The sequence below is a fragment of the Pelagibius sp. Alg239-R121 genome (genome assembly GCF_947331435.1).
Classification (GTDB): Bacteria; Pseudomonadota; Alphaproteobacteria; order Kiloniellales; family Kiloniellaceae; genus Denitrobaculum.
The window spans coordinates 334,742-350,327 of record NZ_CAMZOF010000002.1 but is presented as its reverse complement, the minus strand read 5'-3'; the positions used below and the strand labels follow the sequence as shown (position 1 = coordinate 350,327).

Sequence of the window (15,586 nt, the reverse complement as noted above, 5' to 3'; positions counted from 1 at the left end):
ATAGGTGATTGATCTTTCATGTCTTCCGAAGAATTCCCCCAGGAGTCTTTGTCCGCCCAGCATCCGACCTCCGGTGCGGGACTCCCGAATCCTAAAAGTTTAGCACGCAAAGACGGTGCGAGCATCGCGTATCATAAGTTATCGGGCGATAAAAGCGGATCCGCGCAACCCGGTGTCGTATTTCTGGGTGGCTTTATGTCGGACATGACCGGCACCAAGGCGATTGCGCTGGAAGACCACTGCCGGGAACGGGGCCTGGGTTTCGTGCGTTTCGACTATCTGGGCCATGGCCAGTCCTCCGGCAGCTTCGCCGAGGGGACCATCGGCCGCTGGGCCGAGGATGCGGTCGCGGTACTGGACGAAGTGACCGAAGGGCCGCAGATCCTGGTGGGTTCCTCCATGGGCGGCTGGATCATGCTGCTGGCCGCGCTGGCACGGATTGAGCGGATCGCGGGTCTGATCGGGATCGCGGCGGCACCGGATTTCACCGAAGACCTGATGTGGGCGGAATTCTCACCGGAGATGCGCGAGGAGGTCATGAGCAAGGGCCGGTTCGAGCGGCCTTCCGACTACGGCGACGAGCCCTACATCATCACCCGCGAACTGATCGAGGAGGGCCGGAAGAACCTGCTGCTGCGCGAAGCCATCCCGATTCGCTGTCCCGTGCGCCTGCTGCAGGGCATGCGCGACGAGGACGTGCCCTGGAAGGCCGCGCTCAGACTGGCCGATGCGCTGGAGAGCGAGGAGGTCGAGGTGACGCTGGTCAAGAAGGGCGACCACCGGCTGTCGGAACCGGAAGATCTGGCGCGGCTGACGCGGAGCCTGGATGAGATGTTGGGTAAGGTTGGTTAGAGGAGCCGCTCTTTAATCGGCGCCAGCCCGCACCCCCTCCCGACCGCCCGTAGGATACTATCGTGGGGCGGTCGGGAGGGGGTGCGGGCTGGCGCCGCCTTACGCTAAACGAGACTCGCGAGCCCGGCCTTGTAGTCCGGGTAGCGCAGTTCGACCCCAAGTTCCTCATGCAGGCGCCGGTTCGAGACTCGCTTGTTGTCGAGCCAGAAGGTCTTTCCCATGGGCGAGAGTCCGGCTTCCTCGAAAGGCACCAGCGGCGGCGGCGCGACGCCCAGCAGTTCGCAGGCGTGGGCGGTGACTTCCGCCGGCGAGGCGGCCATGTCGTCGCAGACGTTGTAGATCCTGCCCGGATTGGGCGCGGCGATCGAGGCTTCCAGCACCCTTGCGATGTCTTCGACGTGAATGCGGCTGAAGACCTGGCCCGGCCGGTCGATGCGCTTGGCTTTGCCTGCCTTGACCGTGTCCAGCAGGCTGCGGCCAGGGCCGTAGATACCGGCGAGGCGGAAAATGTGGGCGGGCACCGCGTCCTTTGCCTGCAGGTCCAGCCAGCCGCGTTCGGCGGCGGCACGGTATTCGCTGCGCGGACTGCTGGGGGTCAGCGCCGCATCTTCGTCCACCCAGGCGCCATCGTGATTGCCGTAGACGCCGGTGGTCGAGAGATAGCCCAGCCAGCGCAGGTCCGGCAGTTTCGCAATGTCTTCGGCGTGCTGATTGAGGACTGCGTCGCCCGCTTCGTCGGGTCCGGCGGAAACCAGGATGTGGGTAACGCCCCGCAGGCTCTCCGCCGGATTTTCGAGGGGCCGGTCCCGGTCGAACAGCGCGACGGCATGGAAGCCCTGATCCAGCAGGGCCTGGCGCTTATCTTCCGAACGGGTCGTGCCCGTGACCTTCCAGCTTTCGGCCAGACGTGGCTCGGCCAGACGTGGCTCGGCCGGACGTGGCTCGGCCGGACGTGGCTCGGCCAGACGTGGCCCGGCCATAAGCCGCTTGGACAGGACTTGGGCGGAAAAGCCCAGCCCGAAGCAGAAAAGATGATTGGCCGCTTCGCTCATACCCTGCTCTCTCTTGCTTTCTGTCAGTGCTCATGGGCCGCGCCATGAACTTCGCCCTTGATCAACCCGCCTTCGATGTCGATCTTAGAGCAATTCGCGTTTAACCTGGCTCAATCTTCGCTGCCTCTCAATCGGCTCAGCGTTGATTTCGAACGCGAACTATGGGGCTGTCTGTTCCGGGTAAAACGCGAATCGCTATGGAATACGAGATATGGCATCGGACCAGCCAGAGTGCGATCAATTTTGATTGAAACAATACAAAATGATCAGACTCCGCGTTTGAAGGCTGTTTGGGGTATTGGTTTGGCATTTCCCAGAATAACTGTCGCGATCAGCATCGCTTTGGCGGCATTGTCGCCTGCCTTGCCGGCTGCAGGTCAGGAAATCGACCACGCAGAGCAGTACTCCGCCTGCATGCAGCTGACGCAGATCCAGCCGGAGGAAGCCTTCGAGGCCGCACTGGCCTGGGAATCCAAGGGCGGCGGCAATGCGGCCCGGCACTGCGGGAATGTCGCACTGGTCGGGCTCGGGCAATACAAGGAAGCGGCCGAACGCCTCGAAGCCCTGGCCCAGAACATGACCGATTCACGCAACGATCTGCGGGCCGATGTTCTGGCGCAGGCGGCGCAGGCCTGGCTGCTGGACGGTGACGTGGACCGCTCCTACAAGGTTCTTACCGCGGCACTGAAGCTGGATCCGGACAATGTTGAACTGCTGATTGACCGCTCTGTGTCCCTGGCGGCGGCTTCCAGCTATTGGGATGCCATCGACGATCTTAACCGGGCCGAGGATCTGGCGCCGGAGCGCGGGGATATCCTGGTTTTCCGTGCGACTGCCTATCGCTATCTCGACGCCAATGAACTGGCATTGGAAGATGTCAACCGGGCTCTCTCGCTGCGGCCCGAATATGCCGAGGCATTGTTGGAGCGCGGTATCCTGCGCCGGTTGAGCGGCGACGAACAGGGTGCCCGCACCGACTGGGTGACGGCCGCCAACATCGCAGAGGGAACGCCGACCGGCGATGCGGCGCAAAAGAACCTGGAAAAGCTCGACGTCAAGGTCGAGTAGCGATGCCGCTCCGGGTAAGGACCCAATAGATGACAGATCTGGACAGGCTTTTTGCGGCGCTCGACGAGCGTTACGGTGATGCCGGCGAAACCATTGACCGGGCAGCTCTTCCCGATGGCGATTCCTTGCCGTCTTTCTGGTCCAGGCTGGCCGCGCGCGGTTCCGTGCGCCGTTTCACTCCGGAGCCACCGCCTTTGGCGCAGCTTCAATTGCTTGCCGCCCTCGCCCTGGCCGCGCCGACCAAGAGCGATCTGCAGCAGCGCGATATCGTCATTATCACCGAAGAGCGGCAGTTGCGCGCCCTCAAGGACCTGTTAACGGATCAGGATTGGGTCAAAGGCGCACCGGCACTCGTGGTCTTTTGCGGCAATCACCGGCGCCAGCGCGGTCTGCACGAACTCCGTGACCATGTCTTCGTGAACGACCATCTCGATGCTTTCTTCAATGCCAGCGTCGATGCGGCGATCGCGCTGACAACCTTTGTTCTGGCCGCCGAATCGGCTGGTTTGGGCACCTGCCCCATCAGCGCGATTCGCAACCGCGCCGAAGAGGCGAGTGAAATCCTGGCTCTGCCGGATCTCGTGTTTCCGATTGCTGCTCTTGCTGTCGGCCATCCCCTGGAGTCTTCCCGCGCAAGCTTCCGGCTGCCGCTTGCCGCGACGCTTCATCATGATCGTTATGGCGAACGCGACAGAGAAGAGACAATTGTCGACTATGACCGGCGGCGGGCGGCGGCGCAGCCCTACGGCGCGCAACGACTGTCGTCCGAACTTGGGACAAATGACGATTACGGCTGGTCCGAAGATAAAGCGCGGCAGTACAGCCGCCCGGAACGCGCAGACTTCGGCGCCTTCATTCGGCGTAAGGGATTCCGGTTGGATTGACGCCCATCGGCAGCAGCGCTGATACGCGATTCCCTCAGAAGCGAGAGTTATCTGGGAAACTTCAGATGCATATTCCAATTTTGGGCGGTTTGGCCGGATTGGCCGACGATTACGACCTTTTCATCCTCGACCTCTGGGGTGTTGTCCATGACGGCGTAACGGTCTACCCAGACGCGGCGAACTGCCTTCGGCATCTGCGCCAACGGGGGGCGAGGGTGGTATTGCTGTCCAACGCGGCCAGGCTCGGCCCATCGGTGGCCCTGCATTTGGCGGCACTTGGCGTCGAGGCGGAGTTGTACGATCGGTTGCTGACGTCGGGCGATGCTACGGCGAGCGCCATCGCGTCGGGAGCCAAGGGTACCGGGACGAATGCGCGCCCGGCGTTTTTCCATCTGGGCCCGGAACGCTGCCGCCCGACTTTGGATGCCTGCGGTGGCCGGGAAGTCGCCGTTGAGGCGGCGGAGATGATCATCTGTACCGGCCTGATCAATGAAGAAACGGAACAAGCGGAAGATTATCGCGGCCTCTTGACCGGGGCTGCGGCCCGCGGCCTGCCGATGACTTGCGTCAACCCCGACGTCGTGATCAACCGCGGCGGGCGGAGGATCCCCTGCGCAGGCGCGTTGGCGGCGCTGTATGAAGAACTGGGTGGGACGGTGCAGCGCTTTGGCAAACCCTTTCCAGATATTTTCGATCGTTTGTTTGACGAGATCCCTGAAACTCCACGCGCCCGCGCCGTGATGATTGGAGATAGCCTTGCCACGGACATCCGAGGTGCGCGGCGGGCAGGAATTGATGCCGTTTGGATCGGCGGCGGAATTCATGCCGAGGCCTTGGGCTTGCGCCCGGACGGTCACCTGGACCAGGACAAGGTGAATGGCGTCGTCGAACAGTCAGGTGAACGGCCCAGGGCAGTTTTGCCCTGGCTGCAATGGTGAGGCTTTCCGAAGCAGTGGCCTAAAGCGCACTACTCCTGATCTTTGATACAAGAGCAGTTTGCCTTTAAACGGACTCACAATGTGCTGCCTCTCAATCAGCAAGCTGCTGATCTCGAACGCAAATTTTGAGATCCTGTGGTTCCGGAATAACGCAATCCGCTATAGGCACATCAACAGGGTCAAAACGTGAAAATATGCTGCTCTGCGTCCCTAATGCTAAAAGTCGGGGTCTGCGTAGTGCTTAGGCGGTTTAGTTCCCAGGACCTGATCGGCCAGGATCGGGCGCACGCTGGGCCGTGACTTGATCCGGGCGTACCAGTCCTTGGCGTCGGGGTGCCTGTCCCAGGGCACATCGCCCATGAAGTCGAGGCAGGAGAGCTGCGCGGCGGCGGCGATATCGGCCAGCGAGAGCGAGTCGCCCGCCAGCCACCGGCGCCGGTCGCAGAGCCAGGAGATATATTCCAGATGATAGTGGATGTTGGCGTGTCCGGCGCGAATTGCAGCGGAGTCGGGCTGACCCGATCCCTTCAGCCGCTTCATCAGCTTTTGGCCGACCAGATTGGCGGTCACCTCCTGATGGAACTTGCCGTCAAACCAGAGAACCATGCGCCGGGTCTCGGCCCGTTCGGTCGGCGTAGACCCGAGTAAGGGCGTTTCGTCGTAGGCGTCTTCCAGATATTCCGCGATGACCTGACCGCCGACCACGGCGGTGCCGTCGGTCTCAGTCAGAACGGGGACTTCACAGGCTGGATTGAGCTGCAGAAAGCCTTCCCGACGCTCCCAGATCGGCTCGACCTTCAAATCGAAATCCAGTCGCTTTTCTGCCAGCAGGATGCGGATCTTGCGGCACTGCGGGTCCAGCGGCAGGTGAAAGAGGTAACGCATCACAAAAAAATAGAGTCTCTCGGAAATCTGACAGCGCCGAAGTGAATAACCCGACTGCGGGCGACAGGCACTCAAAATCTCAAAAAAAATCGGGCGCCTCCGTATTCGAGAGGCGCCCGTTGCAGTTTTACAGCAGTTACAGGGTATGCTGCCTTATGTGACCTCTCTGGCCATTAACCAGGGATCAGGCGCGCTGTTCACGCGCACCCGCACCTATCGGATGGGCCAGGCGGTCAATCATTTCTTTCGGTACGATCTGCCAGAATTTGCCGCGTTCGTGAGTCCAATCGATGATCAGTCGCTCTGCAAAGCGCGATTGGGTCTCGCGGATATGCTCTTCGATCAGGGTTTTCAGAACATCTTCCCAGTGGTCGGTCTCAACCCGTTGAAAAATAACGCTCTCGCTGTTGATCCGATCGGGCAGAGTACCTTCTTCGTCATAGATGAAGGCCATGCCGCCGGTCATGCCTGCGCCGAAGTTATGGCCGACCTGTCCGAGAATGACGACGGTTCCGCCGGTCATGTATTCGCAGCCATTGGAGCCGCAGCCTTCGACCACGGCGACAGCCGCCGAGTTCCGGACGCAGAAGCGTTCACCAGCCTGACCCGCCGCAAAGAGCCGGCCATCGGTGGCACCGTAAAGAACGGTGTTACCAATGATCGTGTTCTCGTTGGTATTCAGCGGACTGGCTGTGGTCGGCCGCACGACGATGGTGCCGCCGGAGAGACCTTTCCCCACATAGTCGTTGGCATCGCCGAAGACCTCCAACTTCAAGCCCTGGACCGCGAAAGCCCCGAGCGACTGCCCAGCCGAGCCCCGCAGGCGCACGGTGACGTGACCTGGGTTCAGGCCCTTCATACCGAAGCGCCTGGTAATCATGGACGACATCTTTGTACCGATCGCTCGGTGGGTATTGCGGATCGAATATTGCAGCTGCATCTTTTCGCCGTCATCGAACAGCGCACGGGCGTCCTCGATGATCTGTGCATCGAGAGTCTCAGGCACTTCGTTGCGGCCCTTGATGGTGCAGTGAACCGGATGACCATCGCTTTCGGCCCGCGCCAGCAGCGGGTTGAGATCGAGATCGTCGAGGTGAGCGGCACCGCGGCTGACCTGAACCAGCAGATCGGTGCGTCCGATGACTTCGTTCAGTGAGCGCACGCCGAGCGAGGCGAGGATTTCCCGCACTTCCTCGGCAATGAAGCTGAAAAGATTCACAACCTTTTCCGGCGTGCCGGTGAATTTCTCGCGTAGTTTTTCATCCTGTACGCAGACGCCAACGGGGCAGGTGTTGGAGTGGCATTGGCGCACCATGATGCAGCCCATGGCAACCAGGGAGGCGGTGCCGATGCCGTATTCCTCTGCACCCAGGATCGCGGCGATCACCACGTCCCGGCCGGTTTTGATGCCGCCGTCGGTGCGCAGAATCACATTGTGGCGCAGGCGGTTGAGTGTGAGGACCTGCTGCACTTCGCTCAAACCCATTTCCCAGGGCACGCCTGCGAACTTGATCGAGGTCTGGGGCGAGGCGCCGGTGCCGCCGTTGCCGCCGGCGATCAGAATTACGTCGGCCTTTGCTTTGGCCACACCCGCGGCAATCGTGCCGATGCCCGAGCGGGCCACCAGCTTGACGCAGACCTTGGCATCCGGATTGATCTGTTTCAGGTCATAAATCAATTGCGCCAGATCTTCGATCGAATAGATGTCGTGGTGCGGCGGCGGCGAAATCAGCATCACACCGGGCGTGGCATGACGCAGCTTGGCAATCATCTCGGTGACCTTGAAGCCGGGCAGCTGGCCGCCTTCGCCGGGCTTGGCGCCCTGGGCGACCTTGATCTCGATTTCGCGGCAGTTGTTGAGATACTCCGCAGTCACCCCGAAGCGGCCGGACGCAATCTGCTTGATCGCCGAATTCTCGTTGTCGCCGTTGGGACGTGGGATGAAGCGCTCGGGCACCTCACCGCCTTCACCCGAATCCGACTTAGCGCCGATCCGGTTCATGGCGATGTTGAGGGTGCCGTGTGCTTCGGGACTCAGAGCCCCCAGCGACATCCCGGGTGTGACGAAGCGCTTGCGTATCGCCGTGATCGATTCGACTTCTTCGATCGACAGGGGCTCGATGGCATCGCGCTTGAAGTCGACAAGATCGCGCAGGCTGCTGGGCGGGAGGTTGCGAATTCCCTCGCTGAATTTACGGTAGGTCGAGTAGGCGTCGTTGGCGACCGCCGATTGAAGGGTATGGATGAGTCCGGCTTCCCAAGCGTGACTCTCGCCGCCGCGGCGGTAGCGGTAAAAGCCGCCGACCGGCAGAGCTATGAAATCCTCAGTCCAGGCTTTGCGGTGCAGGTCCAGGATCTTTTGCTGGATGCCCGACATACCGATGCCGGAAATCCGGCTCGGCATGGCCGGGAAGTATTCATCGACCAAGGTCCGGGACAACCCGACGGCTTCGAAGTTGTAGCCGCCGCGGTAAGAGGAGATGACGGCGATGCCCATCTTTGACATGACCTTGAGGAGGCCTTCGTCGACGGCTTTTTTGAAGCGCCGCACACAATCTTCCAGCGATAATTCGCCGAACAGGCCGCGCCGGTGCCGGTCGGCGATGGATTCCTGCGCCAGATAGGCGTTGACCGAAGTCGCACCCACGCCGATCAGAACTGCGAAATAGTGAACATCCATGCATTCGCCGCTGCGGACATTCAGCGAGATGAAGGTGCGCAGCTTCTGTTTGACCAGATGAGAGTGCACGGCGGCCGTGGCCAGGATCATCGGCATGGCCGCGCGGTCTGCATTTACATCCTCATCGCTGAGAATCAGATGTTCACAGCCCTCGCGCACGGCGTTCTCCGCCTCTTGCTGAATACGTGCAACCGCGTTGCGCAGACCGACTTCGTCCTCCGCAGCGTCGAAGGTGCAATTTATCGAGGTGACCGTATCGCCCATGTGGTGGCGCATGGCCTGGAATTCGGCATTGGACAGCACCGGTGAATCCAGCTGCAGCAGGTTACACTGGGTCTCGTCCTCGTCCAGGATGTTGCCCAGGTTGCCGAGGCGCGTCTTCAGGGTCATGACACGCCGCTCGCGCAGGCTGTCGATGGGCGGGTTGGTGACCTGGCTGAAATTCTGGCGGAAGAAATGGTGCAGTGCCCGGTAATGATCGGACAGCACAGCCATCGGCGTATCGTCGCCCATGGAGCCAAGGGCTTCCTTGGCCTCTTCCACCATCGGGTGGAGGATCAGTTCCAGATCTTCCATGGTCTGGCCGAAGCTGAGCTGGCGCCGGCGAAGTTCTTCGCGGTCGAAGTGAGATTTCTCGCCCTTGTCCGCGCTGGCCCGCACCAGATCGTCGATGGCGGTCGTGTTGCGCACCCACTCGCCGTAAGGCTGCTGCTCGGCGAGGTGGTCCTTGACCTCACGGTCCCGGTAGAGCTTGCCGTCCTCGAGATCGATCGCGATCATCTCGCCCGGTCCGAGTCTGCCCTTTTCACGGACCGAATTTTCGTCGACGCGTACCATGCCGGTCTCGGAGCCGGCAAACAGTATGCCGTCGTGGGTGATCGTGTAGCGCATTGGCCGCAGACCGTTCCGGTCCATGCCGGCCATGACCCAGCGGCCACCGTAGCCGCAGATTGCAGCCGGACCGTCCCAGGGCTCCATCACGGCGTTGCTGTAGCCATAAAGATCCTTGTGGGATTGCGGGACAGCCGAGTTGTTGTCCCAGGCTTCGGGGACCAGCATGATTTTCGCCATAGGCAGGCTGCGTCCTGCCCGCACGACCAGCTCGAAAACCGCATCCAGGGCCGCCGAGTCGGAACTGCCCGGCTGGATCACCGGCTTTAGTTCCTCGATATTGTCGCCGAAGGTTTCCGATGCCATGCGGCATTCGTGCGCCTTCATCCAGTTCACGTTGCCGCGCACCGTATTGATTTCGCCGTTGTGCGCGACCATCCGGAAGGGCTGTGCCAGATGCCAGGTCGGGAAGGTGTTGGTGGAATAGCGCTGGTGGAAGATCGCGAAATTCGAGATGAAGCGGTCGTCGTTCAGATCCGGATAGAATTCGGCCAGGGACTCGGCCAGGAACATACCTTTGTAGATCACTGAACGGCAGCTCAGCGAACAGATATAGAAGTCTTTGATCGAATCCGTCTCAGCGGCTTTTTCAATGCGCCGGCGGATGATGTAGAGGTCGGTCTCAAATTGCTCGAGCGAGACGCCGCGGCTGTTGGCGATCATGATCTGCTCGATTTCCGGCCGGTTGGCGGCGGCTTTCTCACCGATGACCGTGGTGTCGACGGGAACCTGACGCCAACCATAGATCGTGTAGCCGAAATTCAGGATCTCGCGCTCGACGATGACCCGGCAGCGCTCTTGCGCCGAGAAATCCGTGCGCGGCAGAAAGACCATGCCGACCGCAAGTTTGCCTTCGATCGGCGTATGTCCCGTCCGCTCGACGTGTTCATGGAAAAAGTCTTGGGGAATCTGAACATGGATGCCGCAGCCGTCGCCGGTCTTTCCGTCGGCGTCGACGGCGCCGCGATGCCAGACTGCCTTCAGCGCCTTGATACCGGCTTCGACCACCCGGCGGCTGGCGCGGCCGTCGATCGAAGCGACCAGGCCCACGCCGCAGGAGGCATGTTCCTCTGCAGGATCGTACAGGCCGTGCTCCGACAGGTAGCGGGCGTTGTCTTCCCAACTGTCGATGAACTTCACGCCGTTATCTTCCGGCTGCTTCTGGAAATCGCTTTTCTTCGTCATGCTCTTACATCCCTGAAGAGGTGCCCTTTTTGAGGAATCCTCTCGCCCATTCCGGGCCATTCATTCGTTCTGGTCCGCCTGTATCGCAGCCTTTGATCTGACCGGATCAGGCGACGGCGCGTTCGCCGGCCACGGTCTTTGCGGTCTTGGTTTCAGTGCCTGCGGCCTTCTGGATATAGCCGTGGATCTGCTCGGCAACGTCGCGGCCATCGCGCACCGCCCAGACCACCAGCGAAGCGCCCCGCACGATGTCACCTGCTCCGAAAACGCCATCCAGGCTGGTCATCATGGTCCGGAAATCGACCTTTAGCGTACCCCAGCGGGTCACGGTCAGGTCGCTACTGTCGAACATCTGCGGCAAGTCTTCCGGATCGAAGCCCAAAGCCTTGATCGCAATATCAGCGTCGATGGTGAAACTGGATCCTTCGAGGATTTGCGGAGTCTGACGACCGGTCGCATCGGCCACTCCCAGGTGGACCCGCGAGGCGCGCACGGCCTCGACTGCGCCATTCCCCAAGAAAGCTTCCGGCGCGGAAAGCCAGATGAATTCGACGCCCTCTTCTTCGGCGTGTTTCACCTCGCGCTGAGACCCCGGCATGTTTTGACGGTCCCGGCGATAGAGGCATTTGACCGATTTCGCGCCTTGGCGCACCGCGGTACGCACACAGTCCATCGCCGTGTCGCCACCGCCGATAACCACGACATTCTTGCCTTCGGCGTTCAGGTTGCCGTCATCAAAATCGGGGACCGAATCACCAAGGCCCTTGCGGTTTGATGCCGTCAGGTAATCCAAAGCCGGAAGAATATTGGCCAGCCCGACGCCCGGCATCTTGATGTCGCGGCCCTTATAGACGCCCGTCGCGATCAGCACTGCAGCATGCTTGCTGCGCAGATCTTCCAGGCTTGAGTCCTTACCGACCTCGAAATTCATATGATAGGTCACGCCCGAATCAGCGAGCAGCTTTGCCCGGCGTTCGACGATGTCCTTTTCCAGCTTGAAGTTTGGAATGCCGTAGATCAAAAGCCCGCCGACGCGGTCGTAACGGTCGTAGATATCGACCTGATAGCCTTTGCGCCGCAGCTCTTCGGCGGCGGCAAGTCCGGCCGGACCCGCACCGATTATACCCACCGATTCTGTGCGTTCGCGTAGCGGCTTGACCGGCTTGACCCAGCCTTTTTCCCATGCGGTGTCGGTAATGTACTTTTCCACGGATCCAATGGTGACCGTGCCGTGGCCGGCCTGTTCGATCACGCAGTTGCCCTCGCAGAGACGGTCCTGGGGACAGATCCGGCCGCAGATTTCCGGGAAATTGTTAGTCGACTGCGAGAGCTCGTAGGCTTCTTCCAAACGGTCTTCCGCCGTCAGCATCAGCCAGTCGGGAATGTTGTTGTGTAGAGGACAGTGGACCTGGCAGAAGGGCACGCCGCATTGCGAGCAGCGGCTGGCCTGCTCAGCCGCCCCGCTGGGATCATATTCGCGGTAAATCTCGTCGAAGTCCTGGCGCCGCGATGATGCGTCGCGCTTTTCCGGCAGATGCTGGTCCCGATGGACAAACTGCAGCATTTTCTTCGTCATTCTCCGACCTCACTCCTAACGACTCTCTGTATCGCGCCCGCTCCGTCTTCGGCGCCTGCTTCGGTTCCAGCGGACTGCGGGCAGGCTTTTGTCGCCGGAAGCCGTCATTCCGCCGGCGTTCGCCATCTCGCAGCGTCGCTACAACTTGGATGTTGCAGACTTTGAACGGATCCTCACCCTTGGGACAAAAATGTGCCAACGGGCGAGCGCACTCTTTTTGTGTGTAGCCTGACCGGCTGCACAGAACCCGCGCGGCAGTTTTCGCCTCCGCACAGGCCTATTGGGGAGAGCTATAACCGATCTGAGCAGTCAAAGCGACAGGAAACTGATTAATAGGTCATAAATGCTGACATATTAATCAAGAGCCATTGACGCAACACATATTTTTAGGCGAGTTAGTCAAAGCGGTTAACGGAGTATAGTACCGAAATGGGACTAATTTGGGCCTGTGCCCGAATTGAGGCGTAGTGCTATAAGCCGCGTGGATCTTGTTCGACCCAAATTTCCATGACGTCCGACCATCGGAAAATACCTGCTGCGGAAGATTGCAAGGAACAGCGGCTTTGCGAAGTTGTGCTGAAGAGGCGGTGACGCGGCCCTGATTATGGTTAACGAAATTTAGATACCGGTCGCTGCATGATTGAGTGTGAAAACAGGTGATCAATAAGAAGCTGATACCAAGGAATGTTGATAATGACCGAAAGAGATTGTGTGCAGCGGCGGCTTTCAGCGATTTTCGGGCTGCGCACACCTAACCGAAAGACGCGTAAAGATGTCTCTGTGCGTCAGTATCAACGCTCCTTGGCATAAGAGGAAAACGCCTTGGCGCTTCTTCATGTTTTTGTCCTGGCGATTGTGCAGGGACTTACGGAATTTCTTCCGGTCAGCTCTTCCGGTCACCTCGTGCTGGTGTGGGAGGGGGTAGACTATGCCGGCCTGTCGGTGCCGCAGGAAACCGCCCGTTCACGGCTTTTGCTCGATATTGCCGTGCATGTCGGCACATTGCTTGCGGTCTGCCTCTACTATTACCGGGATCTGGGGGCGATGCTCGGCGGGCTCTTCGCACTTCTTGCCGGCCGGGTAACACCGGGTGCCAAACTGGTTTTCCTGGTTGCCGTGGCCAGCGTTCCGCTTGGTCTGGTGGGATACTTCTTTTTGGATCGTATAGCCGATTCTCTGCACAACATCGAAGTGGTCGCCTGGACGACGATCATTTTCGCGCTGGTTCTGTTTGTGACGGACCGTGTCGGAATGACTCTACGCCGGATCGAGCACATGACGATCTGGACGGCCCTTCTGATTGGCTGTTGTCAGGTGTTGGCCCTGATCCCCGGCACCAGTCGTTCGGGCATTACCATGTCGGCCGCGCGGTTACTGGGGTTCGAACGTACAGAAGCGGCGCGTTTTTCCCTTCTCATGGCGATTCCCGCAATTGCCGGGCCGGGTCTGCTCCTCGCCCGCAAGTTCTATCAGGCACCGGACTTTCAGTTCGGCCACGAAGTCATCCTGGCCGCCGGCGTGTCCTTCGCCGTCGCCTTCATCACCATTGCCGTCATGATCCGCTGGCTCCAATACGCGGGCTTTGCACCCTTCGTGGTTTACCGGCTTCTGCTGGGGGCCGCGCTGCTCTACTGGATTGCCTGATCCGCTACATTCCTAGGCCGCTTAGCTAAGAGGTCTGGTTGGTGTTGAAGCGTCCGCCGGGCCGGTGGCGGTCCAGATAGGTCGGGATCACGGATTCGACGGCATTCGGGGTCATGCCCAGATCGGCGAAGCCCTTGGCATCTTCGCTCACGACATTGTCGCTCCGCAGCATCCGAACCTGGTCGCGCGTTAAAGGCGGAACGGGAAGCAGTTCCAGAAATGTTGCCTGCAGGCTGGCGATGGCGAAAGGCAGAGGGATCAAGGCGCGCCGCTTGCCGATCTGCTCAAGCATCATCTCCAGCAGGGCCTTGAAGCTGTAGACTCCTGGGCCACCCAACTCGAAGGTCTGCCCCAGAAGATCGTTGCGTTCCATGGCCATCTGAATCGCTTCTGCGACGTCGCCGACGCAGACCGGCTGGAAACGCGTCTTTCCACCCCCTACCAGGGGTAGGAAGGGCGAGACGCTGGTCATATCGGCAAAGCGATTGAAAAATCCGTCTTCCGGACCGATCACGATGCTGGGGCGCAGAATGGTAGCGTTTGGAAAGGCCTGACGGACGGCCTCTTCTCCCTGTCCTTTCGAGCGGGCGTATTTGGCCCCGGCCTCGGGATCCGCCCCGATTGCAGAGATATGGACCAGATGCCGGGCGCCGGCGGTCGCTGCCGCCCGTGCGATATTGGCGGCGCCGAGATGATGGACGGCATCGAATTTCTGCCGGCCCGACTCATAGAGGATGCCGGTTAGGTTCACCACCGCGTCAGCGCCTTCGACGACTCTGGCGACGCGGCTTTCATCCTGAACCCGGGCGGCGACAGCGGAAATCTGACCTACGTCACCAAGCGGCTGCAGGTAATGTGCGCGCGAAGGGTGGCGTTCGGCCAACAGGATGGACCAGCCCGATCGGGCCAGCCGTGTGACCAGATGACGTCCCAAAAAACCGGATCCGCCGAAAATTGTGACTTTTCGTTGTTTCATAGCGCCCCCGCAGCATTTCTTTTTTTGGATATCCCGGGCGAGTCGTTAGGGAAACAATAGCCCGAGCGCCAGAGAAAAGGTATAGCCGACGCGAAGGCAGCGATGGTTTAGGCTGATCGGGGTCGGGATCTGCGATCGCCGTGGCTGCGCCAGCCGTCCTGTGCGCTGGGGCGTAGAGCTTGACAGGCCTTCAGGCGTTGTGAGAATGCCCGCAGCTCCATATTTTGGGCCAATGGATAATCCATAGGGCCGTTACAAAGGTTCCACCGCGTGAACGCACCAGAGATACATCTTCATCAAGACGATCTTTCCGATGGTCTGGATTTTGGCGATGCCGTCGCCATCGATACCGAGACCATGGGGTTGAATCCGCTGCGAGACCGTTTATGTCTGGTGCAGCTGTCCGCCGGTGATGGCGTCTGCCATCTGGTTCAGCTGCGCGACGGCGCCTTCGAAGCGCCAAATCTGAGGGCGCTGCTGACCGACCAAAAGGTGACCAAGCTTTTCCATTTCGCCCGCTTCGATCTTGCGGCCCTGAAACACTATATGGATGTCGACTGTAATCCGGTTTACTGCACCAAGATTGCCTCTAAGCTTGCGCGGACCTTTACCGACCGGCACGGATTGAAGGATCTTTGCCGGGAACTGATCGGCAAGGATATGTCCAAGCAGCAGCAATCTTCGGATTGGGGCGCAAAAACCCTGACGCAGGAGCAATTGAAGTATGCGGCTTCCGACGTGCTCTATCTGCACGAACTCAGGCGCCGTCTCGACGAGATGCTGGTGCGGGAAGGCCGGAATGAACTGGCAAAGAGCTGTTTTGAGTTTTTGCCGACCCGCTCGGCGCTCGATCTGGCGGGCTGGAGCGAAGTCGATATTTTTGCGCATTGACCGGGCCGCGTTCGCGTGCGGCCTTTGACCTCTGTCAAGTCGGGGCCTTTGGGGATGGGGCAGT

At 60.2% G+C, this 15,586-nt stretch carries 11 protein-coding genes; 6 read left to right on the top strand and 5 right to left on the bottom strand.

Annotation, left to right across the window (positions count from 1 at the left end; genetic code table 11):
* Positions 1-18 precede the first annotated feature (18 nt).
* Entirely contained in the window at positions 19-852 is an 834-nt protein-coding gene (locus QMZ18_RS08840) for an alpha/beta fold hydrolase (RefSeq protein ID WP_282605915.1), read from the top strand.
* 104 nt (positions 853-956) lie between these two features.
* Here QMZ18_RS08840 and QMZ18_RS08835 read toward each other — a convergent pair whose 3' ends face one another.
* The gene (locus QMZ18_RS08835) at positions 957-1,904 is read right to left on the bottom strand and encodes an SDR family oxidoreductase (RefSeq protein WP_282605914.1); all 948 of its coding nucleotides are present in this window, start codon (positions 1,902-1,904) and stop codon (positions 957-959) included.
* Between the two features lie 303 nt (positions 1,905-2,207).
* Between QMZ18_RS08835 and QMZ18_RS08830 the strand changes: the two genes are divergently transcribed.
* From QMZ18_RS08830 to QMZ18_RS08820, 3 genes are all read left to right on the top strand, one after another.
* A complete protein-coding gene (locus tag QMZ18_RS08830; RefSeq protein ID WP_282605913.1) occupies positions 2,208-2,972 on the top strand; it encodes a tetratricopeptide repeat protein in 765 nt (254 codons plus the stop codon).
* Positions 2,973-3,001: 29 nt separating this feature from the next.
* Positions 3,002-3,856, top strand: a complete 855-nt coding sequence (locus QMZ18_RS08825; protein ID WP_282605912.1) for a nitroreductase family protein — start codon at positions 3,002-3,004, stop codon at positions 3,854-3,856.
* A 65-nt stretch (positions 3,857-3,921) separates the two neighbouring features.
* Complete coding sequence (locus QMZ18_RS08820) at positions 3,922-4,794, top strand: TIGR01459 family HAD-type hydrolase (RefSeq protein WP_282605911.1); 873 nt, start codon at positions 3,922-3,924, stop codon at positions 4,792-4,794.
* Between the two features lie 216 nt (positions 4,795-5,010).
* On the opposite strand, the gene QMZ18_RS08815 is transcribed toward QMZ18_RS08820, so the two are convergent.
* From QMZ18_RS08815 to QMZ18_RS08805, 3 genes are all read right to left on the bottom strand, one after another.
* Positions 5,011-5,679 carry a glutathione S-transferase family protein gene (locus tag QMZ18_RS08815; protein ID WP_282606237.1) on the bottom strand — a complete coding sequence of 223 codons (669 nt, stop codon included), beginning with the start codon at positions 5,677-5,679 and terminating at the stop codon, positions 5,011-5,013.
* 184 nt (positions 5,680-5,863) lie between these two features.
* Positions 5,864-10,435, bottom strand: a complete 4,572-nt coding sequence (gene gltB, locus QMZ18_RS08810) for a glutamate synthase large subunit (RefSeq protein ID WP_282605910.1) — start codon at positions 10,433-10,435, stop codon at positions 5,864-5,866.
* A 106-nt stretch (positions 10,436-10,541) separates the two neighbouring features.
* Complete coding sequence (locus tag QMZ18_RS08805; protein WP_282605909.1) at positions 10,542-12,011, bottom strand: NAD(P)-dependent oxidoreductase; 1,470 nt, start codon at positions 12,009-12,011, stop codon at positions 10,542-10,544.
* Between the two features lie 822 nt (positions 12,012-12,833).
* Here QMZ18_RS08805 and QMZ18_RS08800 point away from each other — a divergent pair.
* The gene (locus QMZ18_RS08800; RefSeq protein WP_282605908.1) at positions 12,834-13,655 is read left to right on the top strand and encodes an undecaprenyl-diphosphate phosphatase; all 822 of its coding nucleotides are present in this window, start codon (positions 12,834-12,836) and stop codon (positions 13,653-13,655) included.
* A gap of 25 nt (positions 13,656-13,680) precedes the next feature.
* Here the strand turns inward: QMZ18_RS08800 and QMZ18_RS08795 are convergent, their stop codons facing one another.
* The gene (locus QMZ18_RS08795; protein WP_282605907.1) at positions 13,681-14,631 is read right to left on the bottom strand and encodes a complex I NDUFA9 subunit family protein; all 951 of its coding nucleotides are present in this window, start codon (positions 14,629-14,631) and stop codon (positions 13,681-13,683) included.
* Between the two features lie 270 nt (positions 14,632-14,901).
* On the opposite strand from QMZ18_RS08795, the gene QMZ18_RS08790 reads away from it, so the two are divergent.
* On the top strand, positions 14,902-15,522 hold the full coding sequence (locus QMZ18_RS08790; protein WP_282605906.1) for a ribonuclease D: 621 nt from the start codon (positions 14,902-14,904) through the stop codon (positions 15,520-15,522).
* The last annotated feature ends 64 nt before the right edge of the window (positions 15,523-15,586 follow it).

Coding starts and splice junctions, on each gene's coding strand:
- QMZ18_RS08805 (WP_282605909.1), bottom strand. CDS start 12,011: ATGACGAAGAAAATGCTGCAGTTTGTCCATCGGGACCAGCATCTGCCG.
- QMZ18_RS08815 (WP_282606237.1), bottom strand. CDS start 5,679: ATGCGTTACCTCTTTCACCTGCCGCTGGACCCGCAGTGCCGCAAGATC.
- gltB (WP_282605910.1), bottom strand. CDS start 10,435: ATGACGAAGAAAAGCGATTTCCAGAAGCAGCCGGAAGATAACGGCGTG.
- QMZ18_RS08835 (WP_282605914.1), bottom strand. CDS start 1,904: ATGAGCGAAGCGGCCAATCATCTTTTCTGCTTCGGGCTGGGCTTTTCC.
- QMZ18_RS08820 (WP_282605911.1), top strand. CDS start 3,922: ATGCATATTCCAATTTTGGGCGGTTTGGCCGGATTGGCCGACGATTAC.
- QMZ18_RS08840 (WP_282605915.1), top strand. CDS start 19: ATGTCTTCCGAAGAATTCCCCCAGGAGTCTTTGTCCGCCCAGCATCCG.
- QMZ18_RS08795 (WP_282605907.1), bottom strand. CDS start 14,631: ATGAAACAACGAAAAGTCACAATTTTCGGCGGATCCGGTTTTTTGGGA.
- QMZ18_RS08825 (WP_282605912.1), top strand. CDS start 3,002: ATGACAGATCTGGACAGGCTTTTTGCGGCGCTCGACGAGCGTTACGGT.